Raw genomic sequence first — 23,705 nt, forward strand, 5'->3', positions numbered from 1 at the left:
TGCATTTTGACTCGTAACTGTGAGGGTACTGAACAGTTACGATGAATTTTATCCCATAGTCAGCATCAGATCAGTACATCGTCAGATTTTCCTGAGAAAATTCCAGAAAAACTTTCGTGCCTTTTCCTTCTTCGGAAACTGCATAAATGCGATGGCCAAGGCGATTCATGATCTTGTTGCAGAGGTACAGACCGATTCCGGTCGCACGATTGCTTTCCCGTCCGTTGACTCCGGTGTAGCCTTTTTCGAATATGCGAGGCAGGTCTTCAGCACGAATGCCGATGCCGGTGTCTTCGATTACGAGTGTAACGGGAGTTGCCGGAGTTATGTTTGAAACATCGTCCCCGGCAGGAGCATCTTTCAAATAAATATGGATACCGCCGGTACGGGTATATTTGAGTGCGTTTGACAAAATCTGCCCGATCACAAATTCGAGCCATTTTTCATCGGTCAGGACATTTTCAGAGATTCCTTCATAAGTGAGGGAAAGCTTCCGGGAAACAAAAATTCCGGCGTATTTATGAATCTGATCGCGGATGACCGAGTCGAGAGAACAGCAGGAAAGTGTCAGGTCAGAAGACATGTCTTCTGTACGAAGATAACCGAGAACCATTTCGACATACTGTTCAATCTTGAAAAGTTCAGCGAGAGCTTCTTTATTTGTGGAGGGATTTTCCTGAAGGAGCAGACGCAGGGCAAAGATAGGAGTTTTGATTTGATGTGCCCACATGGTATAGTAATCGGTCATTTCTTCCAGAGATTTCTGGCCGGCGGTTTCTACATTCATACGCATCTGATTCAGACGATGCATGATATCCTGCTGAAGAGATTCAATCTGATCAGATGGTGTATCCATGCGGGACAGATTGATATCCGGTGCTGTGGCTACAAGTGTAAGCTGCTGCAGCTTTTTCCTGTAGTTACTGAAGCCAGTCATACATGCGGTAAGTCCTGCCAGAAGCCAGAGGAGTGCAACGTACAGGACCGGTTCAGGCGACAGCTGATACAGGAAAAAAATGATCCCTGTAAATATCGTCGGAAAAATCATCAGCAGAATATGGAATTTTATTTTGTTCAGGTAGTCGAGAAAGAGTTTCATAAAGTGATTGCTCCATATAAGAAATTACCTTACAGTGCTTCTTGTATTATACCATGTAGCCAAGCCCCTTTTTGGTGATGATAAAATCTTTCAGACCTTCACCTTCCAGTTTCCTGCGCAGGCGGGTAATATTTACGGTTAATGTGTTGTCATCAACGAAGCTGTCACTTTCCCAGAGTCTTGTCATGAGCGCATCTCTGGAAACTGTTTTGCCGGCGTGCTCGAGAAGAATCTCCAGAATGCGGAGCTCATTTTTGGTAAGGGCGATATCGTGGCCGTTCCAGGTCAGGGTACAGCGGGGCGGATTGAGGACAGCACCTTTGTGTTCCAGTACATTTCCGGGAGTCCCGAAGGAATAGGTGCGGCGGAGAATGGCCTGTATTTTGGCAGTCAGGACATCCATGTCAAATGGTTTTGCAATAAAATCATCGGCGCCGCGGCTCATTGCCATGACCATATTCATGTTATCGGCAGCGGAGGAAATAAAGATGATCGGTACCTGAGAGATCCGGCGGATTTCCTCACACCAGTGAAAACCATTGTAAAATGGCAGCTTCAGATCCAGCAGGACGAGCTGCGGATCGAGACGGGCAAATTCCTGTATAATATTGGAAAAATCTTGTGCGCAGGAGACATCATATCCCCAGGAACAGAGATTCTTTTTCAGAAGGTTTGCGATGATCTCATCGTCTTCGATGATAAAAATACGGTACATGGGCGCTCCTTTCTGTAACAGTTTTATGCTTATCATAACATGTCCTTGAAAGATTGCAACAAAATTCAGTTTGTGGCATTATAAGGATAAAGGAATTATTTGACGTCTGAGATAAGAATTACATGATGAAGACAGAAGGGAGATTTTGATATGGATCTGGTGAAGGAGGCAATCTTTCTGGGATTTTCGGGAGCGGCAGTCATGGATACCACGCAGCTCGTTTTTGTACCGGAATACCGGATGTTCTGTGAAGAAAATTTATGCGGTTGTTACAATGTAAATCCGGCCTGTCCGCCGGAGAGCGGAACTGCAGAGGAGATGAAACAGCGTGCATTGCAGTATGAAAAAACGCTGGTGCTGCAGACCATGCAGGAAGATACACATGATCCGTCGCAGTACAAGAAAGACAAGCTTTTGCAGAACAAAATGACAGAAGAACTTGCAGAAAAAATGAAAGCAGATGGCAAAACGGATGTCCTGATCATGAGCGCCGGACCGTACAAACACAACTCCTGTATGTCGGCATACTGCGTAGATGCACAGAAAATGGCAGATGCAGCAGGGATGCTGTGCTGGACCGATGATGGAATGGTGAGGTATTTTTCACAGATTTTGTTTCATGAATGAATGAGATATTACATCATTGATTTTTGAAGGGAATGGACTTAAAATTAAAACGACAAAGTTGTACGACAAAATTTAAATACAGGAGGCTTTTTATTATGGAAAGACATGCATTTGCAATGAAAGTAAAAGCCGGCAGAATGAACGACTACCGCAAAAAACTGGGTGAGATCTGGCCGGAGCTGACCACTTTTCTTGACCGCAATAAAGTAAAGAATTTCAGTATCTGGAATGCAGAAGATTTAATCTTCGGCTACTATGAAAATGAAGATGGTGCAGCGTTAAGTGAGGAAGAAAATGCAGCAAAAGATGCTATCACTGCAAAGATTGAAGATACTTTTGACTGGATTTCCACACCGGGCAAAGATATGCGTCTGATGTACCACAACTTTGGTATTGTAAGAGAAAATAAAGAACTGATCCGTCACAGAATGTTTATGACAAAGCTTAAAACCGGATGCGAGGAAGAATACAAGAGACGCCATGACGGACTGATCGCACAGAGAGGCGACACCGTAGATCCGGGTCCGGACAGCAACTTCAGTATCTGGAGTGCCGGTGGATATATCTTCGGATATGATGAGATCGATACAACCATGGAAGTAGAAGAAACTGTTGAAGCAAGAGAGCAGACGGTTGAATGGGAAATGCGCCAGCTCGGTATCATGGACTGGATCACAAACGATGTAGACTGGATGACAGGTGATGTTCACGCAGATGTAAAACGTCTTGCATGGCATAATTAACAATTTCATCACAATTTTCCCACAAAGTAAACACAAATCCTCTTTATACTCTTAGACATAAAAGGAAAACAGAAACAGAGATAACGATTCACCGGAAGCTCTTATAAAGTGAAACGTAATGATCCTAAGGAGGGGATTTTGATGAGCGATAAAAATAACAACGCAATGATGAACAACAATATGAATAATGATAACGATCCAAAAGAAAGAATGAGAAAAAAAGTGAAAAAGGCAGCAGGCATTGCTCTTTGTGCAGTACTTGCCGGTGGTCTTGCAGCAGGCTCCTTTGAAGGAATCAATACAATTACCGGATGGAACAGCAGTACAGTAGAAGCTGCATCCAATAAAGACAATACCACACTTCTTCAGACAAAATCAAAGAAGAAGAGTGCTGATAAGAAATCAGATGATAAAGAAAGCAAAGATGATTCCGAATCAAAGACAAAAGGAAGCCTTGATGTTTCTGATATCGTTGCAGAAGGAATGAAATCCGTTGTAGCAATCACAACAAAATCTGTTCAGGATGTACAGAGTTACCTTGGCGCTTACGGATTTGGCGGCAGTCAGGGATTCACTACTCAGCAGGAAGTTGAGGGAAGTGGATCCGGTATCATCGTAGGAAAGAACGATGACAACCTTCTGATCGCAACCAATTATCATGTTGTAAGTGGAGCAGATACCGTATCTGTTACATGTATTGATGGTGAGACTTATGAAGCAACCGTAAATGGTTATGATGAGGACAAAGACCTTGCAGTTGTTTCTGTAGCTCTTTCAGATATTTCTGATGATACGATGGATCAGATTGCAGTAGCTACGATCGGAAGCTCTAATGATCTGAAAGTTGGTGAGCAGGTCGTTGCAATCGGTAACGCACTTGGTTACGGACAGTCTGTAACAACCGGTATTGTCAGTGCAAAGAACCGTAAACTCAATGAAGAGGGCGTAGAAGAGAATGAAGATTCTGATGCAACAAACCTGATTCAGACAGATGCGGCAATTAACCCTGGTAACAGTGGTGGTGCACTTCTGAACATGGATGATGAAGTTGTCGGTATTAACTCAGCAAAACTTGCTTCTACAGAAGTTGAAGGTATGGGTTATGCAATTGCAATCTCCGATGTTACAGATACTCTTGAAGACCTGATGAATGAGACTCCACGAGACAAAGTTGACAATCACGGTGTGCTCGGAATCACAGGTATGACAGTAAGTGATGAGGCTTCTCAGTATTACGGAATACCGGAAGGTGTGCTTGTTTCTGAAGTAACAGAAGGTGGCGCAGCTGAGGATGCAGGTATCAAAGAAAAATCCATCATAACAAAATTCGATGGCAAGAGAATCCGCAGTATTGATGAACTGGTAAGCCGCCTTGGGTATTATGAGCCAGGTGAAGATGTTGAAGTAACTCTTGAAGTTGCGGATGGCGGGGAATATAAAGAAAAAACTGTAACCGTAACACTTGGTGAAAATAAAGATACAGATTCCGACAAAGATTCAAAGGATGACTCAAAGGACGAATCGGATTCACAGGACAGCCAGGATCAGGGCGATGATGAAGACCAGAGTACAGACAGTCTTCTTGAGGATTTTGAGAATCAGGAACCAGACGGAGCTACATATGAACAGTTCTTTGGATTTCTCAATTAATCAGTTGATTGCGGGATTTCAGATCTCCGTAAAATAAATTTTATAAGCAGAAAAGACCGGTACCGGGAAATGGTATCGGTCTTTTTCTGTCCGCAGGTGTGTGCTGTTTTGTTGAAAGAAACGAATCTGTCTGTTATACTAGACAACAGAGAAAAAATGAGTTGAATTGTATTGCAAATAAAAAGAAGGAACTACTGTATGAACTATATTGTTTTTGACCTTGAGTGGAATCAGAGTCCCGGCGGCAAAAAATATTCCAACAGTCGTCTGCCTTTTGAGATCATTGAGATCGGTGCGGTCAAGATGAATGAGCAGAGAGAAGTGGTGGATGTTTTTCAGAGACTTGTGAAACCTCAGGTATATAACTGGATTCATGACAGCATACACGAAGTGATCCATGTGGATTATAAGGATCTTGCAGATGGTGTGTCTTTTCAGCAGGCAGCAGATGAGTTTCTGGACTGGTGCGGAGAGGAATGGATATTTTGTACGTGGGGCAATCAGGATGTGATGGAACTGCAGCGTAATATGAAGTACTATGGGATGCTTTCGAAAATCAAAGGTCCGGTCACATATTACGATGCACAGAAAATTTATGGCATCTGTTATAATGAAGATCCATGCAGGCGGAGTCTGGAGTATGCAATCGACAAGATGCATCTTCCGAAAGCGCAGGAGTTCCACCGGGCACTGACAGATGCGAAATATACCGGTGAGATATTTAAGCGTCTGGATATGCCGGCGGTGCTTGCAAATCCATCAATTGATGTATACCAGAATCCGAAGACAAGAAAAGAAGAAATCTATTTATCATATCCGAATTATGATGAGTATGTATCACGTGAATTTGCTGAGAAAGAGAAAGTCATAAAGGATCGGGAAGTGGCAAGCACAAAATGTCCGGTTTGCCATATGCCGGCGAAGCGTAAGATCCGCTGGTTTATGAATAATTCAAGGGCATATGAAAGTGTATCTTTTTGTCAGAAACATGGCTATATCAAAGGAAAAGTGCGAATCCGCCATACAGATGAAGATGCATTTTATGCGATCAAGACATTAAAGAGAATTGATGAAGAAAAAGCGGAAGAAATCCGTGAAAAACGGGATTCCCTCCGCAAGAAAAGACAGACTAAACGGCAGTCAGAGAAGTTCGTCTGAGAGGAGCCGTGTCTGGTAATATCTGGCAGTTCCAACCTCATGGCCGTTATAACTGTATGTGATGGTCAGAAGGGGAAGACCTGCCAGATTTTTTGTCATGGAATACGATTTTGAAAGCCGGTTTACGTCGGTACCTTTTGGCAGTGAGACGTAGCCGTTCCGCCGCATACGGAACAAAGTAAAGTTTTTGTAATCTTTGAGGATATATTTTTCCGCAGGCAGACAGGATCGGGAAATTTCTTTTCTCAGGTCGGTTAGTTTTGATCTGGAAAAATTGTTGAATCCGTAATCCAGTAATGCTTTTGTGTCGGAATAGGCACCATTTACAGACTGCATGACAACAGCTACGAGGTAGGTGTTATCATTTTTTGCATAGGTGACAAGGGTATTGCCGGCAGCTTCTGTGTAGCCTGTTTTGCCGCCGAGGACCCCATCATACGCATAAGTCTGTCCGCTCATCATTTTGTGATGATTCAGGAGATAACGTGTTTCTGCGAATTTGTTTGTCGGTGGGATTTCGTAGTATCCGGTTGTTACAAATTTGCGGAAGGTGAAGTTGAACCATGCGGCACGGGCAATCTTTGCCATGTCGGAAGCTGTGGTGTAATGTGTCTCATCCGGCAGACCGTTCGGATTGTTGAAATGTGTGTTGGTGCAGCCGAGCTGACGGGCTTTCAGATTCATCTGTTCGACAAATTTTTTGGTGGAGCCGGAAGTGAGTTCTGCGATTGCCAGTGTCATTTCATTGGCGGACTGGAGCATGACCGCCATCAGTGCCTGCTCAATTGTAAATTCTTCGCCGGTATCTGCGTAGATGCTGGAACTGTTGGATTCGGTAATACTGCGGGCAGCGGATTCAGTCATGGTAAATTTTGCAGACGGATCCAGATTTTCACAGCCGAGGAGACCGGTCATGATCTTTGTGATGCTTGCCGGATACTGTGCCTTATCAGCGTTTTTGGAGTAAAGGACGGTACCGGAGAGCATGTCGACAAGGATTGCAGATTCTCCTTCGATCTGAGGCGCTTTTACCCAGCCTTCGATGGAATCTGTATCGGCGGGTTGAGTGTAATAGGCGGTGTGCGGGTTGGGCGTCGGTGTGGCTGTGACCAGAGGCGCGCCGTAGCTGTCTGTGGCGAAGACCGGGACTGCCTGCACGATAAATACGGTAGAACAGAGAGTAGCGGTCAGAAGACGCCGGAGTGTTTTCTTTATATTCATATGTGTACCTTTCTGATATTAAAATGTTGGAGCAGAGGAAGAGATAGTGTTGAGGGAGCTATCTTTACATGCCATGAAATATCTGGATTCTGTATCAGGTTCGAGAATTCAGAAGTACCAGAGGTACATGCCTTTGCTAAGAGCGTATGAAAAAAAGCCAAACTCGCTGACGCTCAGACAATGCCTTTTTTTCATACAACGCAAAGATTTGTACCTTAGGTACTTCTACAAATTCTCTCAAGCGATACAGAACCGGATATTTCAGACATGTTTGATATCCGGATCAAGCACAGATGCTTTCCTCTGCATCATATTGTTAATATAAAGTTCTGGCTAGCGGGGCGGGGAAGCTGTCGGTATGTTTGTAGTGTTCGCCGCCCCGCGGTCCGGGAAAAGGAGAAGAACTGGGATTTTTTATAGAGCACATCGAATCAGAAGCGCTCTGCAGGAGCCTTGTAAGTTCTTAGGCATATTCTGACTGTGTTACGAATAAAAAGCACACTGTTTGAGCGAAGCGAGTTTGGGCTTTTTATGAGTGTTTTTAACAGGAAGAATAGGTCTTAGTACTTACAGGTGACGAAGCCTGCATCTGAGTTGATGTGCTCTGATAAAGAATGCAGTTTTCTCAAAGTATTTTCTATAGTATATCATTCTTTCCAATTATACTGTAATCGTTTTTCTCATACAAGGGTCAAATCCATGTAAAATCACCGCAAAACCCTGATAAAACCCCGTAAATATCGCAAAAAGACCTTGACATATCGAAAATTAACACCGTATAATAAAACAGCACGTATAAATAAGTAAAAACCATGATGGAGACAGTAAATAAAAATGAACACATCAGAGAGCCGGGGACAGGTGGAAGCCCGGTGCCAGTAATTTTTATCGAAGATCACTCCGGAGTTTCTTTCCTGAAATTCTCAGTAAGGAGAGACGGTTTTCCGCCGTTAAAGGGAACATGTATTGGCGTTTATTACTACCGGCCCGTACAATGTAACAGGTGGTGCGAATGTGGAAATTGCTTTCGTCCTTTTACAGGACGGAAGTTTTTTTATTTTACTGGGAAATGGACTTGTCCGTTTTGATTATTTTCTTACAATAAAAGGAGGAATTTGTTGTGTACCAGAAGGTAGATACGAACCTGAATTTTGTAGACCGCGAAAAACAAGTAGAAAAATTCTGGAAAGAAAACCATATTTTCGAAAAAAGTATGGAAGACCGTAAAGATGATCCTACTTATATGTTCTATGACGGACCGCCGACCGCAAACGGCAAACCACACATCGGTCATGTACTGACCCGTGTTATCAAAGATATGATTCCGAGATACCGTACAATGAAAGGCTACATGGTACCTCGTAAAGCAGGATGGGATACCCACGGACTTCCGGTTGAGCTGGAAGTAGAGAAGAAACTTGGTCTGGATGGCAAAGAGCAGATCGAGGAATATGGTATGGAGCCATTCATTCAGCAGTGTAAAGAAAGTGTCTGGAAATACAAAGGAATGTGGGAAGACTTTTCTTCAACCGTTGGTTTCTGGGCTGATATGGAAAATCCATACGTTACCTATCATGATGACTATATCGAGTCAGAGTGGTGGGCACTGAAAGAAATCTGGAACAAGAAACTCCTGTACAAAGGATTTAAAATCGTTCCTTACTGTCCGCGTTGTGGTACACCACTTTCCGCGCAGGAAGTTTCTCAGGGCTACAAAACAGTCAAAGAACGTTCAGCAATCGTTCGTTTCAAAGTTGTCGGTGAAGATGCATACTTCCTTGCATGGACAACAACACCATGGACACTTCCGTCCAACGTTGCACTTTGCGTAAATCCGGATGAGACTTACTGCAAAGTAAAAGCAGCAGACGGTTATACTTATTACATGGCAGAAGCTTTACTTGATAAAGTTCTCGGCAAACTTGGGTCCGAAGAAACACCGGCATACGAAGTACTTGAGAAATATATTGGTAAAGATCTGGAATACAAAGAATATGAGCCGCTTTTTGCATGTGCAGGAGAGGCAGCAGCAAAACAGAAAAAGAAAGCTCACTTCGTTACAGCAGATAACTATGTAACTATGAGTGATGGTACCGGTATCGTTCATATCGCACCGGCATTCGGTGAAGACGACAGCCGTATCGGACGTAACTATGATCTTCCGTTTGTACAGTTTGTAGACGGTAAAGGTGATATGACAGCAGAGACTCCATATGCAGGAATCTTTGTAAAGAAAGCTGATCCGCTTGTACTTCAGGATCTTGACAAAGAAGGAAAACTCTTTGATGCACCGAAATTTGAGCATGACTATCCGCATTGCTGGAGATGTGATACACCACTGATCTACTATGCACGTGAATCCTGGTTCATTAAGATGACTGCAGTCAAAGATGACCTGATCCGCAACAACAACACCATCAACTGGATTCCGGAGAGCATCGGTAAGGGACGTTTCGGCGACTGGCTGGAAAACGTTCAGGACTGGGGTATTTCCAGAAACCGTTACTGGGGAACACCACTGAACATCTGGCAGTGTGAATGCGGACATATGCATTCTATCGGAAGCCGCCAGGAACTCTTCGAGATGAGCGGTGACGAAAAAGCCAAAACAGTAGAGCTTCACCGTCCATATATCGATGAGATCACACTGAAATGCCCGGAATGTGGTGGAACCATGCACCGTGTACCGGAGGTAATTGACTGCTGGTTTGATTCAGGAGCAATGCCTTTTGCACAGCATCATTATCCATTTGAAAACAAAGAACTCTTTGAAAAACAGTTCCCGGCAGATTTCATTTCCGAAGCTGTTGACCAGACAAGAGGATGGTTCTATTCTCTGCTTGCCGAGTCTACGATCCTGTTTAATCAGGCTCCATACAAGAACGTTATCGTTCTCGGACACGTACAGGATGAGAATGGTCAGAAGATGAGTAAATCCAAGGGAAATGCCGTCGATCCGTTTGATGCACTTGAGAAATACGGTGCAGATGCAATCCGCTGGTATTTCTATATCAACAGTGCTCCGTGGCTGCCGAACCGTTTCCATGGCAAGGCTGTTCAGGAAGGACAGCGTAAGTTCATGGGTACTCTGTGGAATACTTATGCATTCTTTGTACTGTACGCAAACATTGACAATTTTGACGCAACAAAATATACTTTAGATTATGACAATCTTCCGGTTATGGATAAATGGCTTTTAAGCAAGCTCAACTCCGTAGTGAAGACTGTCGATGACTGCCTTGCAAACTACAAGATTCCGGAAAGTGCAAGAGCTCTGCAGGAATTTGTAGATGAGATGAGTAACTGGTATGTAAGAAGAAGCCGTGAACGTTTCTGGGCAAAAGGCATGGAGCAGGATAAGATCAATGCTTACATGACACTTTATACTGCACTGGTAACAATTTCCAAAGCAGCAGCTCCGATGATTCCGTTTATGACAGAAGAAATCTACCAGAACCTTGTAAGAAGCATCGATAAAGAGGCAATCGAAAGTATCCATCTCTGCGACTTCCCGGAAGTAAAAGAAGAGTGGATCGACAAAGAGCTGGAAGATGACATGGAAGAACTCCTCAAGATAGTTGTTCTTGGACGTGCAGCAAGAAATACTGCAAATATCAAGAACCGTCAGCCGATCGGTACAATGTACGTAAAAGCGGACAAAGAAATGGGTGAGTTCTATACAGATATCATTGCAGATGAGCTGAATGTCAAAGAAGTAAAATTCGCCAGCGATGTAGAATCCTTTATTTCTTACAGCTTCAAGCCGCAGCTCCGTACAGTAGGACCAAAATACGGTAAACTTCTGAACGGTATCCGTAAGGCACTTTCAGAGATCAATGGAACAGAAGCTATGAATGAGCTGAGAACCACAGGTCTTCTGACACTGGATATTGATGGAAACAAGGCAGAACTTTCTGAGGAAGATTTATTGATCGAGACCGCACAGACAGAAGGGTATGTAACAGAAGCAGACGGTGATATTTCCGTAGTTCTTGATACAAATCTGACACCTGAGCTGATCGAAGAGGGCTTTGTCCGCGAGATTGTCAGCAAGGTACAGACCATGAGAAAAGAAGCTGGATTTGAAGTTATGGATAAGATCCATATCTATGCAAAAGACAATGATAAGATTCTTGAACTCATGAAGAACCACAAAGAGGAAATCATGTCTGAAGTACTGGCAGAGGATATGACTCTGGGCACAACCGATGGCTATGTAAAAGAATGGAACATCAACAAAGAGCCAGTTGTTCTTGGTGTTGCAAAAATGTAATTTGTAAACAATACATGCCCGGTAATTTACCGGGCATGATTCGTAAAATTGGGGGAACAAAAAGCGCAGCTTAAGCTGCACAATAAGGAGGAAACGCGATGATCGACAAGCAGTTTAAAAAAGAAGCTTTCAAAGAGAGCGTAAAGGAAAATGTCAAATTCCTGTATCGTAAAAAACTCGAAGAAGCTACACAGGAACAGATTTTCCAGGCTGTATGTTACACCGTAAAAGACGTTATCATTGATAACTGGCTGGAAACACAGAATGCATATAAAGAGCAGGATCCGAAAACTGTTTATTATATGTCCATGGAATTTCTGATGGGACGAGCTCTTGGAAACAACCTGATCAACCTGACTGCATACAAAGAAGTAAAAGAAGCTCTGGATGAACTTGGTCTTGATCTCAACGTGATCGAAGATCAGGAGCCGGACCCGGCACTTGGTAATGGTGGTCTGGGACGTCTTGCAGCATGCTTCCTTGATTCTCTTGCAACTCTGAACTACAGCGCATATGGATGTGGTATCCGTTATCGTTACGGTATGTTCAAACAGCAGATCAAAGACGGATATCAGGTAGAAGTACCGGATAACTGGCTGAAAAATGGATATCCGTTCGAACTTCGTCGTCCGGAATATGCAAAAGAGGTTCATTTTGGCGGATATGTTGATGTTGAATATGATCCTGCAACAGGCTCCAATAAATTTGTGCATAAGGGATATCAGGCAGTAAAAGCTGTTCCGTTTGATATGCCGATCGTTGGATATAACAACAAAATCGTAAATACATTAAGAATCTGGGATGCAGAGCCAATCGTAGATTTCGAGCTTGATTCCTTCGATAAAGGTGATTACAAAAAAGCGGTTGAGCAGGAAAACCTTGCCCGCAACATTGTTGAGGTCCTTTACCCGAACGATAACCACATGGCAGGTAAAGAACTGCGTCTGAAACAGCAGTATTTCTTCGTATCTGCAAGTCTTCAGGCTGCTATCGCAAAATACAAAAAGAATCACAAAGATATCATGAAACTGCACGAAAAAGTTACTTTCCAGATGAACGATACTCATCCGACTGTAGCTGTTGCAGAACTTATGCGTATCCTTATGGATGAAGAAGGACTCGGATGGGATGATGCATGGTCTGTTACAACCAAAGCAGTTGCTTATACAAACCATACTATCATGGCAGAAGCACTTGAAAAATGGCCGGTTGAGCTGTTCTCCAGACTGCTTCCTCGTGTATACCAGATCATCGAAGAGATCAACCGCCGTTTCGTTCTTGAGATTCAGGAAAAATATCCTGGAAACTATGACAAGATCAAGAAGATGGCAATCCTCTATGACGGACAGGTCAAAATGGCACATCTTGCAATCGTTGCAGGCTACTCTGTAAACGGTGTTGCAAAACTTCATACAGAAATCCTTAAGAAACAGGAACTGAAAGATTTCTATGAAATGATGCCGGAGAAATTCAACAACAAGACAAACGGTATCACACAGAGACGTTTCCTGCTTCATGGAAACCAGCTTCTTGCAGACTGGGTAACCGATCACATCGGACCGGAATGGATCACAGATCTTTCTCAGATCAGCAAACTGAAAGTTTATGTGGATGATGAAAAAGCACAGCAGGAATTCATGAACATCAAATACCAGAATAAAGTTCGCCTGGCAAAATACATCCTTGAGCACAATGGAGTAGAAGTAAATCCACGTTCTATCTTTGACGTTCAGGTTAAGAGACTTCATGAGTATAAACGTCAGCTTCTGAACATCCTTCATGTAATTTATCTGTATGACCAGATTAAGAAACATCCGGAAATGGATTTCTACCCAAGAACATTTATCTTCGGAGCAAAAGCATCTGCAGGTTATGCACGTGCTAAGAAAATCATCAAACTGATCAACTCTGTAGCAGATGTTGTAAACAATGATGCTTCTATCGAAGGCAAGCTGAAAGTTGTATTTATCGAGAACTATCGTGTATCCAACGCTGAGATGATCTTTGCAGCAGCAGATGTTTCCGAGCAGATTTCTACTGCAAGTAAAGAGGCTTCCGGTACAGGTAACATGAAATTTATGCTGAACGGTGCACCGACTCTGGGAACCATGGATGGTGCAAACGTTGAGATCGTGGATGAAGTAGGTAAAGAAAATGCATTTATCTTCGGTCTGAGCGCAGACGAAGTTATCAACTATGAAAACAATGGTGGATATGATCCGAGAGTTATCTACAACACAGATGACGAGATCCGTCAGGTACTGACAGAGCTTGTTAACGGAACCTTCTCTTCTGATACAGAACTGTTCCGTGATCTGTATAATTCTCTTCTCAACCAGAACGGTGGAGAAAGAGCAGACCAGTACTTTATCCTTGCTGACTTCCGTTCCTATGCAGCAGCGCAGAAGAAAGTGGAAGAAGCATACAAAGACGAAAAAGGCTGGGCTCGTATGGCAATGCTGAATACAGCGTGCGCAGGTAAGTTCACATCCGACAGAACGATCGAAGAGTATGTGGAAGATATCTGGCATCTGGATAAAGTATATATCAAATAATAACTTATAATTTATAAAAGACTGGATTCTTTGAAAAAAGGGTCTGGTCTTTTATTTTGGAGAAAATGCAGAAATGTGAGAAGGTTAGACTTCGAAATGGAAGTCTGGACTTTGGGTTTTAAGAAAAAATATGAATATGGAGAAAGCAGAGATATATAAAATAAAGAGAGAGGGAATGGTTTGGGGGTACAGCAATGGCGTATCTATGGGGTGGGATGCTTCTGATCGGGATTATGTATGGTGTGCTGGTCGGAAATGTGGATGAAGTTACGAAGGCTTTTGTGTCATGTTCGGGGGAAGCGGTCAGTCTTTGTATTTCTATGGCGGGAATCACGGCGATGTGGACAGGGATGATGAAGATTGCGGAGGCTTCCGGGCTGGTTGCGGGGCTTGCGGACAAGATGAGACCACTGATAAGGTTTCTGTTTCCGAAACTGGACACAGAATCAAAAGCGGCGCATTATATATGTCTTAACTTTCTTTCGAATGTACTGGGGCTGTCATGGGCGAGTACAAGTTCGGGCCTGTGCGCGATGAAAGAACTGAAAGAATTGCAGCTGAAGAAAGAAAAAGCAGAGAGGAATGCAGAAGATAGCGGAAAGAAAAAAGATACTGCCGGAAATAGCAGTATAGTTGCCAGTAATGAAATGTGCACGTTTCTGATCATCAATGTTTCTTCCCTGCAGCTGATTCCTGTAAATATGATCGCTTACCGGGCGAAATATGGAAGTGCAGATCCGACGGCGATTGTTGGGCCGGCGATTCTTGCCACCGCTGTCAGTACAGCAGTGGCTGTGATCTTCTGTAAGGTTATTCACATCCGTGAGCATGATGGATAAACTCTGCAAGGTGGGAACGAATCGTTTCCATTTTATTTTTGGTATCAGGATTGCTGTATGGAATCCGGTCTATAATTTTATTGAGATAATCATGTTCTTTGATGATGTCAAAGCTTGCGCGGAAATAAATATCGCAGAAATGTGCTACGTAGGAAACCCAGTAGTCCATTTTTGTAACACGATCCGGGGAATAAATGCACTGGTTGGACAGAACCGTGTCATAAACTTTCGGTGTAATTGTCTGTGCACCGATGTCCTCACCTGACATACCCATAAATACAGGCAGATCATCTTCCAATTTTACGCGGCAGTTGTCCAGCTTGTCCGCATCCCGGATCAGACGGGCATGGAGAAGCGTTCGCGGATTAGAGATATTTTCTAATTTAAAATTGCTGTGCAGGGCAATTGCAGTGCGGATGATGTCATCCCACTGATTTTCCGGGACAAAACGGCGGATCATGCCCTCTTTAAATAATACCTGTATGCCGTAAGCAGCATGATCCATGGTAGCAGGCTCAAAACTGTCAAAGCGTTTCAGCTGTTCGAAGCGTCCGATGTCATGGAGCAGGGCAATAATCTTTGCCAGCTCGGTATCTTCGGGGGACAAAGCCATGCGGTGGCAGATTTCTTCCATATCGTGCACCACCCCGTAGGTATGTATGATCTTCAGGCGGACCTTATCATTGTTGCGGTCATAGCCATCCAGATAGTGTTCAAATTCGTTTTTTGCGTCTGTATAGTTCATAGAAAGTCATCCCTTTTTACATTTTTCTATAGTATACGAAAATATAGATTGACTGACAAGGTTCGACATAACTGTAGTACATCATGTGCTATAGTGGGATTGTTACCGCCTCCCACCGGTACGGAAAGGAGGTGACTATGGATGACATAATAAGTTTTATACTTACTGTCATGGCTGGTGTAGTGTGTCATTGCATCAACAAATGGCTGGACGGTGATAAATAGTCGGTGACCAGCCTGTGGAATAAGCCACCATAAAAAAACGGAATAGAAAACCCCTCGGAGTGCCGGCTCGAGGGGTTTTCGTTTTTGGTACTTGAATAACATAATAAGTTTCTGATGACATTATAGCATATGTAAAAATGACTTACAATATACGAAAATAAAAATCGTTTGACAAGATTCGACAAAATCTGCCATGAAATTTAAAGCCAGTGAGACTATGTTTTTTATTACTTCATTAAATTCTTCCGATATTCTCTCGGACTGCATCCTTTCACTTTTGCAAATACCTTTGAATAGTAGTTTGAATCAGAGAATCCGACCTTCCCTGCAATCTCGCTGATCGTCCCTTCTGAACTTAAGTACTCAAGACTTCGTTCAATCCGATAATCCTGCAGAAAAGAAAAAAGTGTTGTATTCATATGCCGTTTAAACAGTCTGGTGCATTCACTTTCGCAGAGGTGTATATGCTCAGAAATTTCAGCAAGTGTAATATGGTTCATATAATTTTGTTCCACATAAGCAATGATCTTTCGAATCCGGTCATATTCAGTAAGATCGGAAGCGGCAGTCATCGGATGGTGAGGAAGATGCTCAACAAGCAGGCGCCACATAGTCTGCATCCGTATTGAAATATCCAGTTCATAAAAGTCCGGCCTTTTTTTGTCAAGATCAATAACTTCCAGCATCCGGTCACGAAAAACTGTATGCCAGCTTTCTGAATAATCAATGTGCATGGCACAGGCAGACAGATTCTGAATCACAGGTGTGACGTATTTTGTACAGATGGTACTCCTGAAAAAACCGTAGATCAGCTTGGGATCAAATGTGATCGGTATGTATGAGCAATCCTTCTGATTTTCCATCTCTCCGGTATGCAGGGCATTAGAATTACAAAAAATAATATCGCCTTCATTCAGATGAAATGAACGGTTATTCACACGGTAATGCATGGAACCTTTCTCTACATAGGTAATTTCTATCTCCGGGTGGTAATGCCACATAAAAGAATTGGATTCGTATTCAGAAAGCCTCTGGTAACTGACAAGAAACGGAAAATAATCACTGCCATGCTTTTTTAATTCCTTCTGAAACTGGTTGGTAATGATCTGCATAGGTAATCAATCTCCTCTGTACTAACTAAAAAATACTACATTAAACTTAACGCAGAAAATTACCTTTATTATACACAAAAAGTTGTGAAGAACGCAATATTTTACTACTTTTTCGCAGATTAATTAAGGTAATTTTTGAGGAAAACAGTATAATAAATTTATAAATCACACGAACGTATAAAAAGCACAGAAAATATAATGTAAAAGGAGAGCAAAGTCATGAATTTACCGGAAACAGCAAAACTTCAGGAAATTTACGGAGAGACCGAAGTAAGCGGTGCCCGTTTTAAAGATCTTGCAGATCATTTTGAGAAAATCTACAAACAGGACAAAGCAGAATACTTTACTTCCGCCGGAAGAACTGAAATTATCGGAAACCATACAGATCACAATGGTGGTAAAGTAATTGCAGGAAGTATCAACCTTGATACCATCGGAGCTGCATACCCGAATGATACACAGGTAATTCATATCACAAGTGAAGGCTACAGAGATGAGATTGTTGTAGACCTCACCAAGCTCAGCAAAAGCAACTACAAAAAAGGAACTGTTGCACTTGTTGCCGGTATGATGGAAGGCGCGCAGAAAAACGGATTCAAAGTGGCCGGCTTTGACGCTTATGTAAGCACCAATGTTATCGCCGCAGCGGGTGTCAGCTCTTCTGCATCCTTTGAAATGCTGATCTGCACGATTATTGATTACTTCTTCAACGAAAGTAAAATGTCCTACAACGATTATGCTAAGATCGGTCAGTATGCAGAGAATGTATACTGGGACAAGGCTTCCGGAATGATGGATCAGATGGCATGTGCAGTAGGTGGCCCGGTTCTGTTTGATTTCGCAGACAGAGACAATCTGAAATACAGCAAACTTGATTTTTCCTTCGGAAAATTCGGTTATAAACTGGTTATCGTAAATACCGGAAAGGGCCATGCAGACCTCAGTCAGGAATATTCTGAGATTCCGGGTGAGATGAAAGCTGTTGCCAAAGTACTTGGTGTAGAGCTTCTTCACGAGACAAACGTAGATGCACTTCTTGCGCACTGCAATGAAATCGAGGATGACAGAGCTGTTCTGCGTGCGCTTCATTTCTTCGGAGAAACTACCCGTGTAGAGGAAGCTGCAGATGCGATCCATCACGAAGATTATAAGAAATTTCTGGAACTGGTGAATGAATCAGGAACTTCTTCCTGGGAACTTCTGCAGAACTGCTACACCATGAAAGATTTCCATGAGCAGAAGATCACAAGAACCCTTGCGCTGACACAGCTTTTCCTGAAAAAAATCGATGCAGGTGTATGCCGTGTTCATGGCGGTGGTTTTGCCGGTGTTATTGCAGCCATTGTTCCGGAAAAAGAGCAGGATAACTATGTAGAATATATTTCCAGATTTGTCGGCAAAGAAAATGTATATCCGATGGATATCCGTGCCGTAGGTGCTGCCCATATCGGATAATTAATAGCGTAAAAAGAAAAACGACATCAGTTGTTTATCTTTGATAAAAAAATATTCAGCTACAAATGACAAATTATACATAAATCATAGCGAACCCTTCATAAGGTATCATAACTACAGATAAGAGGAATTTTTTCTATGAAATTTATTTCTTACATTTCTGTATTTATGATACCTGTTTTAATTTTGTACATACTTGGATATGGACTGATCGCAAAAAGAAATATTTATAATGATTTTGTGGAAGGGGCAGAGGAAGGCTTAAAGATCATATGGAGACTTGTTCCGACACTGATCGGGCTGATGACGGCGGTCGGAGTTCTGCGTGCGTCAGGTTTTCTTGAATTTCTGGGAGGCATACTTTCAAAGGCATCGGGGGCGCTTGATATCGCACCGGAACTTTTTCCGTTGGGGTTGGTGAGACTTTTTTCTTCCAGTGCGGCGACAGGTCTGCTTCTGGATATTTTCAAACAGTTCGGAACGGATTCTCCGACAGGACTGATGGCCGCACTGATGTTGAGCGCAACAGAAAGTGTTTTTTACTGTATGAGTGTATATTTTGGTTCTGTAGGGGTACAAAAAACCCGATACACGCTGCCGGGGGCATTGCTTGCCTCACTTGCCGGAATGATGGCTGCTGTGTGTATCGGGCGGTTGTTTTAAATAAGCTCTTTGTTTTTTTCAAGCATCTCATGGATCACATTCTGTGTGTATACACCGAGATGTTTCTGGTCTTCCCTGGAAAGCTCTTTTACGTAGATTGGTTTGCCGTATTCCAAAACGACATGAGTTGCTTTGATTTTGGGCATATGTGCCTCAAAGATTTCGGCGGTGTTGTTCATAGCCATCGGAATGATCGCGCATCCGGATTTGCTGGCGATTTTGAAACTTCCTTCATGGAACGGAAGGAGCTCCAGCTCGTCTGCATTTGCGTTTCGAGTACCTTCCGGGAAGATACAGATGGAGATGCCGGATTTTACTTTTTCGATTGCGGTCAGGATAGTTTTCAGTCCCTGTTTGATATCTTTTCGGTCAAGGAACAGACAGTGAAGATAGCGCATCCAGTTGGAAAGAAGCGGGTAACGCTCCATTTCTTTCTTGGCGATGTAACCGGTGCGGAGCGGGCAGCGGCTGTAGCTGAGCACAATGTCAAAATAGCTTCGATGGTTTCCGATGTAAAGCACAGGTGTATCTTTCGGAACATTTTCTTCACCGATAATCGTCACCTTCGTGCCGGCTTCCCACAAAATCAGTTTGAATACTCCCTGTATGAGGCGTAAAGAACTGATTTCTTTCGTGCGCGGTGAAAATTTGCCGATGATCCATTCGATGAACAGAATCGGAATGGAAAGAATCAGAAATCCGATGACTGTGATCGCAACAATGATAAGACGAATCATAATAAAGTCCTCTTTCTGTTAAATTGAAATAAAAACTAAGATAAAAGCATCCCGAAAAACGGGACTCTGGTACAAGTATAAGTGATTTTGGAAATACTTGCAATAAATCTTTTGTCCCCTGCATAGAATACATACTGAAGAAATGAGATGCCGGGAAATGGAAAGCTGTTTATGAAAAAAACTGCCGCATTTCTGTCGCTTTTGATGCTTTTACTTATGCTTGGCGGATGTAAACTGGTACGGATTGAAGAGGGTGAGAGAATTTCGCTTAAATATACGGTCGTGGATCATTCACAGATTCCTGAGCAAGCCGCAAAGCTGATTGAAGAAAAAAAGGAAAAAGAATTCCAGATGGCATACCAGAAGGACGAAGACCTTTATCTGATAAAGGGATACGGAAGGCAGATGAGTGGAGGATACAGCATTCAGGTGACAGATCTGTCGGCATCTGTGAACGCTGTTTTTTTTGAAACAAAACTGATCGGCCCTACGGAGGAAGTGCAGGGCGGTGAACCTTCTTATCCATATATCGTTGTGAAAACAGAGTACCGGGATGTCCCGGTTCAGTTTCGGTGAGATTGGAGGACAAAAAGTGGAATTCAGGAAAGAGGATATTCAGGTACTTCGAACAAAGAGCAGGGCAACCAGTCAGGTAACGCTGGACATGGATTATAATGTACCGGATGTGAAACCGGACATTGGACGCATGATACAGAATAAAGGTGATGTGACGGTAGAAGAAGTGCGCCTGAATGACGGGCATGCTTTTGTCAAAGGGAAACTGCAGGCGGATGTTTTGTATGTGGGAGAGGAAGACGGGAGAGTTTACAGCCTTTCAGCATGCCTGCCTGTTGAGGAGACTCTGAATCTTGACGGAATCGCAAATGGTGATAAGCTCTGTCTGAAGTGGGAGATTGAAGATCTGAGTATCCATATCATTCATTCACGGAAGTTGAACATCCGTGCTGTGATCACGCTTTATGCTTCGGTGGATGAATTGACGGGAATCCGTCTGCCGGTAGTGGCGGATGATGAAAATATCTCTGTTAAGAAAAAACAGATGCGTCTTCTCAGTCTTGCAGTACATAAAAAAGATACCCTGCGGCTGAAAGAAGAAATTGAGCTGGTTTCAAACAAACCGGATATTGCGGAACTTCTGTGGTATACCATCGAAGTGCGTGGACTGGATCTGCGGCCGGAAGAACAAAAAGTAAAGGCAAAAGGAGAACTGTTTATTTTTGTTCTTTATACGGGCGGGGATGAAGGAAGTTCTCTGCAGTGGCTGGAACACACGATTCCGTTTAACGGGGAAGTGGAATGCACCGGCTGTACTTCGGAGATGATTCCAAATCTGGAAGCGTCAGTGATCAGCCAGTCTCTGGAAGTCAAACCGGATGCCGACGGAGAAGAGCGTAAACTGCAGGCAGATGTTGTTCTGGAACTGGATATGAAGCTTTACCGGGAGGAAGAGCATGATGTGATCATGGATGCGTACACTCCGTTTCGTCAGTATCAGCCAAAAGGCAGAACGGAAATGCTGGAAAGCCTGTTGATCCGGAATTTCTCACGATGCCGTCTGTCGGATCGTGTGACGATTCGTGAAACACAGGGGAAAATTCTGCAGATCTGCCACAGTCAGGGAGAAGTCAAAGTTGACAAAACCCAGATCGTCAGTGACGGGATTCAGGTGGACGGGATTCTGCGGCTGAAAGTCCTGTATATTGTAGGTAATGATGATATGCCGTTTTATTCTGCCGAGACTGTTATTCCATTCAGTCATACCGTGGAGGCGAAGGGAATCTCAAAGGACAGTGTCTATTATCTGCATACCGAACTGGAACAGTTGTCAACGACCATGGCAGACAGCAATGAGCTTGAGATCCGTGCAATGCTCGGTGTCAATGTGCTGGTGATACAGTGCAGTGAAGAATTTATTCTTGATAAGATGGAAGAACATCCACTTGATCAGGAAAAAATCCGCAGCATGCCTGGAATTACCGTGTATATCGTTCAGCCGGAAGATACGCTCTGGGATATTGCAAAACGCTTTTATACGACTACGGAAGAAATCAGCAGTATGAATGCGTTGGAAAATGAAGAAATTTCCTCAGGAACGCCGCTTCTTCTGGTAAAAAAAGTCGAAGAATGATACTTGAAATTAACAAAAAAATCAGATAAAATAAGATACATAGATTGTATACAAAGTACAAAAAGAACGAAAAATACAAAGGACAGAGGTGTGTTTATGCGTTTACGAGCTATGGCAAAAATCAATCTTGGACTCGATGTACTCCGCAAGCGTGAGGACGGATATCACGAAGTACGGATGATCATGCAGACGATCCAGATGTATGACCTTTTGGATATCCGTAAGAAATCAGAACCGGGAATTATATTGTCTACAAATCTTCCTTATGTTCCTTCTGATGAAAGAAATCTGGTATATAAGGCAGCCAAACTTCTTATGGATGAGTTTGAGGTAGGAGAAGGTCTTTCCATGAAACTGACAAAATCCATTCCGGTTGCAGCTGGTATGGCGGGTGGCAGTTCGGATGCGGCAGCAGCTTTTGTCGGAGTGAACCGTCTGTTCCGTCTGGGACTCAGCGAGGAAGAGTTGATGAAGCGTGCCGTACAGGTGGGCGCAGATGTTCCTTATTGTGTAATGAGAGGAACTGCACTTGCAGAAGGAATAGGAGAAAAACTTACAAGTCTTCCGGGACTTCCGCGCTGTTATGTACTTGTCGGCAAACCGGGAATCAATGTTTCGACGAAGCTGGCATATGAGAATTTGAATCTGAACAGCATTCAGAAACATCCGGACATCGATGGAATGCTTCTGGATATTGAGAATCAGGATATTTACAGCCTGACATCTAAGATGGAAAATGTCTTTGAGCCGGGAATCATCCGCCAGTATCCGGTAATTCAGGAGATCAAAGATCTCATGGAAGCAAACGGCGCACTGAAAGCAATGATGAGCGGAAGCGGACCGACCGTATTCGGAATTTTTGATGACAGAGCGAAGATGCGTGAGGCAGCAGAAGTCCTGAAACAGAGCCATCTGGCAAAAACAGTATTTGCAACACAGATTTACAACCGAAAAGATCGTGCATAGATCAGGATGTGTGCAGGAAAGGTGATACCTATGATGAATGATTTTTCTGTAGATATGAACGAATATCTGCCGCTTCGGGATGTTGTATTTAACACACTCCGTAAGGCAATTTTGAAAGGCGAACTCAAGCCGGGAGAAAGACTGATGGAAATCGCGCTTGCAGAGCGCCTCGGTGTCAGCAGGACTCCGGTACGTGAGGCGATGCGTAAGCTGGAACTGGAAGGACTTGTCGTGATGATTCCCCGGAGAGGTGCACAGGTTGCCAATATCACGGAGAAGGATCTGAACGATGTACTGGAAGTGCGTATTGCACTGGAAAATCTTTCCATTGAAAATGCGTGCACGCGGATGACCGAAGAGCAGCTTGAAGAGCTCTGGAATGCGGCAAAGAATTTTGAGGCGACGATGGCAGAAGGCAATCTCGTAAAACTTGCAGAAGCTGACGTGGCTTTTCATGAAGTGATTTACAAATCTTCTGATAACCGCAGACTGAATCAGGTGCTGAACAATCTGCGTGAACAGATCTACAGATACCGTGTGGAATATCTGAAAGATGAGGAGACGAGAAATCTTCTGGTCAAAGAGCATAAAGAGATTTATGCGGCAATCAAGAACCGTGATGTAAAGAGAGCGCAGGAAATTTCTTATCAGCATATTGAGAATCAGAGAGAGGCGATCATCCGCTCGATCCGCGAGGAAACACAGAATCGCCAGATACGTAAATAAAAAAATAAAATATGGTTATTCTAAGAGAGATGCATGTGATGTGTCTCT

19 protein-coding genes and 1 other annotated feature are annotated in these 23,705 nt (G+C 43.3%); of the genes, 13 read left to right on the forward strand and 6 right to left on the reverse strand.

Going from position 1 to position 23,705, the window contains the following annotated elements:
• Positions 1-70: 70 nt before the first annotated feature.
• Together DWW86_RS12630 and DWW86_RS12635 are read right to left on the reverse strand one after the other, a co-directional pair.
• Positions 71-1,099, reverse strand: a complete 1,029-nt coding sequence (locus tag DWW86_RS12630) for a sensor histidine kinase (protein WP_117943523.1) — start codon at positions 1,097-1,099, stop codon at positions 71-73.
• Between the two features lie 46 nt (positions 1,100-1,145).
• A complete protein-coding gene (locus DWW86_RS12635) occupies positions 1,146-1,814 on the reverse strand; it encodes a response regulator transcription factor (protein WP_117943525.1) in 669 nt (222 codons plus the stop codon).
• Between the two features lie 150 nt (positions 1,815-1,964).
• Between DWW86_RS12635 and DWW86_RS12640 the strand changes: the two genes are divergently transcribed.
• The 4 genes from DWW86_RS12640 (at position 1,965) to DWW86_RS12655 (ending at position 5,992) form a co-directional block, all read left to right on the forward strand.
• Positions 1,965-2,441, forward strand: coding sequence for a DUF2284 domain-containing protein (locus DWW86_RS12640; RefSeq protein WP_117943527.1), 477 nt, complete (start codon positions 1,965-1,967; stop codon positions 2,439-2,441).
• 95 nt (positions 2,442-2,536) lie between these two features.
• Positions 2,537-3,184 carry an L-rhamnose mutarotase gene (locus DWW86_RS12645; protein ID WP_117943529.1) on the forward strand — a complete coding sequence of 216 codons (648 nt, stop codon included), beginning with the start codon at positions 2,537-2,539 and terminating at the stop codon, positions 3,182-3,184.
• Positions 3,185-3,325: 141 nt separating this feature from the next.
• Positions 3,326-4,834, forward strand: a complete 1,509-nt coding sequence (locus DWW86_RS12650) for a S1C family serine protease (RefSeq protein ID WP_117943531.1) — start codon at positions 3,326-3,328, stop codon at positions 4,832-4,834.
• A 198-nt stretch (positions 4,835-5,032) separates the two neighbouring features.
• Positions 5,033-5,992, forward strand: coding sequence for a 3'-5' exonuclease (locus DWW86_RS12655; protein WP_117943533.1), 960 nt, complete (start codon positions 5,033-5,035; stop codon positions 5,990-5,992).
• Here DWW86_RS12655 and DWW86_RS12660 read toward each other — a convergent pair.
• Positions 5,975-7,213, reverse strand: coding sequence for a D-alanyl-D-alanine carboxypeptidase family protein (locus DWW86_RS12660; protein WP_117943535.1), 1,239 nt, complete (start codon positions 7,211-7,213; stop codon positions 5,975-5,977). The genes DWW86_RS12655 and DWW86_RS12660 overlap by 18 nt on opposite strands.
• A gap of 803 nt (positions 7,214-8,016) precedes the next feature.
• Positions 8,017-8,251 (forward strand) — a binding site (T-box leader).
• An 82-nt stretch (positions 8,252-8,333) separates the two neighbouring features.
• On the opposite strand from DWW86_RS12660, the gene ileS reads away from it, so the two are divergent.
• The 3 genes from ileS (at position 8,334) to DWW86_RS12675 (ending at position 14,880) form a co-directional block, all read left to right on the forward strand.
• Positions 8,334-11,486 carry an isoleucine--tRNA ligase gene (gene ileS, locus DWW86_RS12665; RefSeq protein WP_072522377.1) on the forward strand — a complete coding sequence of 1,051 codons (3,153 nt, stop codon included), beginning with the start codon at positions 8,334-8,336 and terminating at the stop codon, positions 11,484-11,486.
• 101 nt (positions 11,487-11,587) lie between these two features.
• Positions 11,588-14,041, forward strand: a complete 2,454-nt coding sequence (locus DWW86_RS12670) for a glycogen/starch/alpha-glucan phosphorylase (protein WP_353652713.1) — start codon at positions 11,588-11,590, stop codon at positions 14,039-14,041.
• Positions 14,042-14,235: 194 nt separating this feature from the next.
• Positions 14,236-14,880 carry a nucleoside recognition protein gene (locus tag DWW86_RS12675; protein ID WP_117943539.1) on the forward strand — a complete coding sequence of 215 codons (645 nt, stop codon included), beginning with the start codon at positions 14,236-14,238 and terminating at the stop codon, positions 14,878-14,880.
• On the opposite strand, the gene DWW86_RS12680 is transcribed toward DWW86_RS12675, so the two are convergent.
• Both DWW86_RS12680 and DWW86_RS12685 read right to left on the reverse strand, forming a co-directional pair.
• Positions 14,852-15,625: an HD domain-containing protein gene (locus DWW86_RS12680; RefSeq protein WP_117943540.1), complete on the reverse strand. Its 774-nt coding sequence runs from the start codon at positions 15,623-15,625 to the stop codon at positions 14,852-14,854. The two genes, DWW86_RS12675 and DWW86_RS12680, sit on opposite strands and share 29 nt — an antisense overlap.
• Before the next feature lie 451 nt (positions 15,626-16,076).
• Complete coding sequence (locus tag DWW86_RS12685) at positions 16,077-16,961, reverse strand: helix-turn-helix transcriptional regulator (RefSeq protein ID WP_117943542.1); 885 nt, start codon at positions 16,959-16,961, stop codon at positions 16,077-16,079.
• 219 nt (positions 16,962-17,180) lie between these two features.
• On the opposite strand from DWW86_RS12685, the gene DWW86_RS12690 reads away from it, so the two are divergent.
• Positions 17,181-18,416, forward strand: a complete 1,236-nt coding sequence (locus DWW86_RS12690) for a galactokinase (RefSeq protein ID WP_117943544.1) — start codon at positions 17,181-17,183, stop codon at positions 18,414-18,416.
• Positions 18,417-18,554: 138 nt separating this feature from the next.
• Positions 18,555-19,079 carry a spore maturation protein gene (locus tag DWW86_RS12695; protein WP_117943546.1) on the forward strand — a complete coding sequence of 175 codons (525 nt, stop codon included), beginning with the start codon at positions 18,555-18,557 and terminating at the stop codon, positions 19,077-19,079.
• On the opposite strand, the gene DWW86_RS12700 is transcribed toward DWW86_RS12695, so the two are convergent.
• Entirely contained in the window at positions 19,076-19,816 is a 741-nt protein-coding gene (locus DWW86_RS12700) for a lysophospholipid acyltransferase family protein (RefSeq protein ID WP_117943548.1), read from the reverse strand. The genes DWW86_RS12695 and DWW86_RS12700 overlap by 4 nt on opposite strands.
• Positions 19,817-19,987: 171 nt before the next feature.
• Between DWW86_RS12700 and DWW86_RS12705 the strand changes: the two genes are divergently transcribed.
• The 4 genes from DWW86_RS12705 to DWW86_RS12720 all read left to right on the forward strand — a co-directional run bounded on the left by DWW86_RS12705 (position 19,988) and on the right by DWW86_RS12720 (position 23,657).
• On the forward strand, positions 19,988-20,392 hold the full coding sequence (locus DWW86_RS12705; protein ID WP_286187719.1) for a protease complex subunit PrcB family protein: 405 nt from the start codon (positions 19,988-19,990) through the stop codon (positions 20,390-20,392).
• 16 nt (positions 20,393-20,408) lie between these two features.
• A complete protein-coding gene (locus DWW86_RS12710; RefSeq protein ID WP_117943552.1) occupies positions 20,409-21,965 on the forward strand; it encodes a DUF3794 and LysM peptidoglycan-binding domain-containing protein in 1,557 nt (518 codons plus the stop codon).
• 96 nt (positions 21,966-22,061) lie between these two features.
• Positions 22,062-22,931: a 4-(cytidine 5'-diphospho)-2-C-methyl-D-erythritol kinase gene (ispE, locus tag DWW86_RS12715; protein ID WP_072522368.1), complete on the forward strand. Its 870-nt coding sequence runs from the start codon at positions 22,062-22,064 to the stop codon at positions 22,929-22,931.
• Between the two features lie 30 nt (positions 22,932-22,961).
• Entirely contained in the window at positions 22,962-23,657 is a 696-nt protein-coding gene (locus DWW86_RS12720; RefSeq protein WP_072522367.1) for a GntR family transcriptional regulator, read from the forward strand.
• The last annotated feature ends 48 nt before the right edge of the window (positions 23,658-23,705 follow it).

Source organism: Ruminococcus sp. AF17-22AC (assembly GCF_003460065.1).
GTDB lineage: Bacteria > Bacillota > Clostridia > Lachnospirales > Lachnospiraceae > Blautia_A.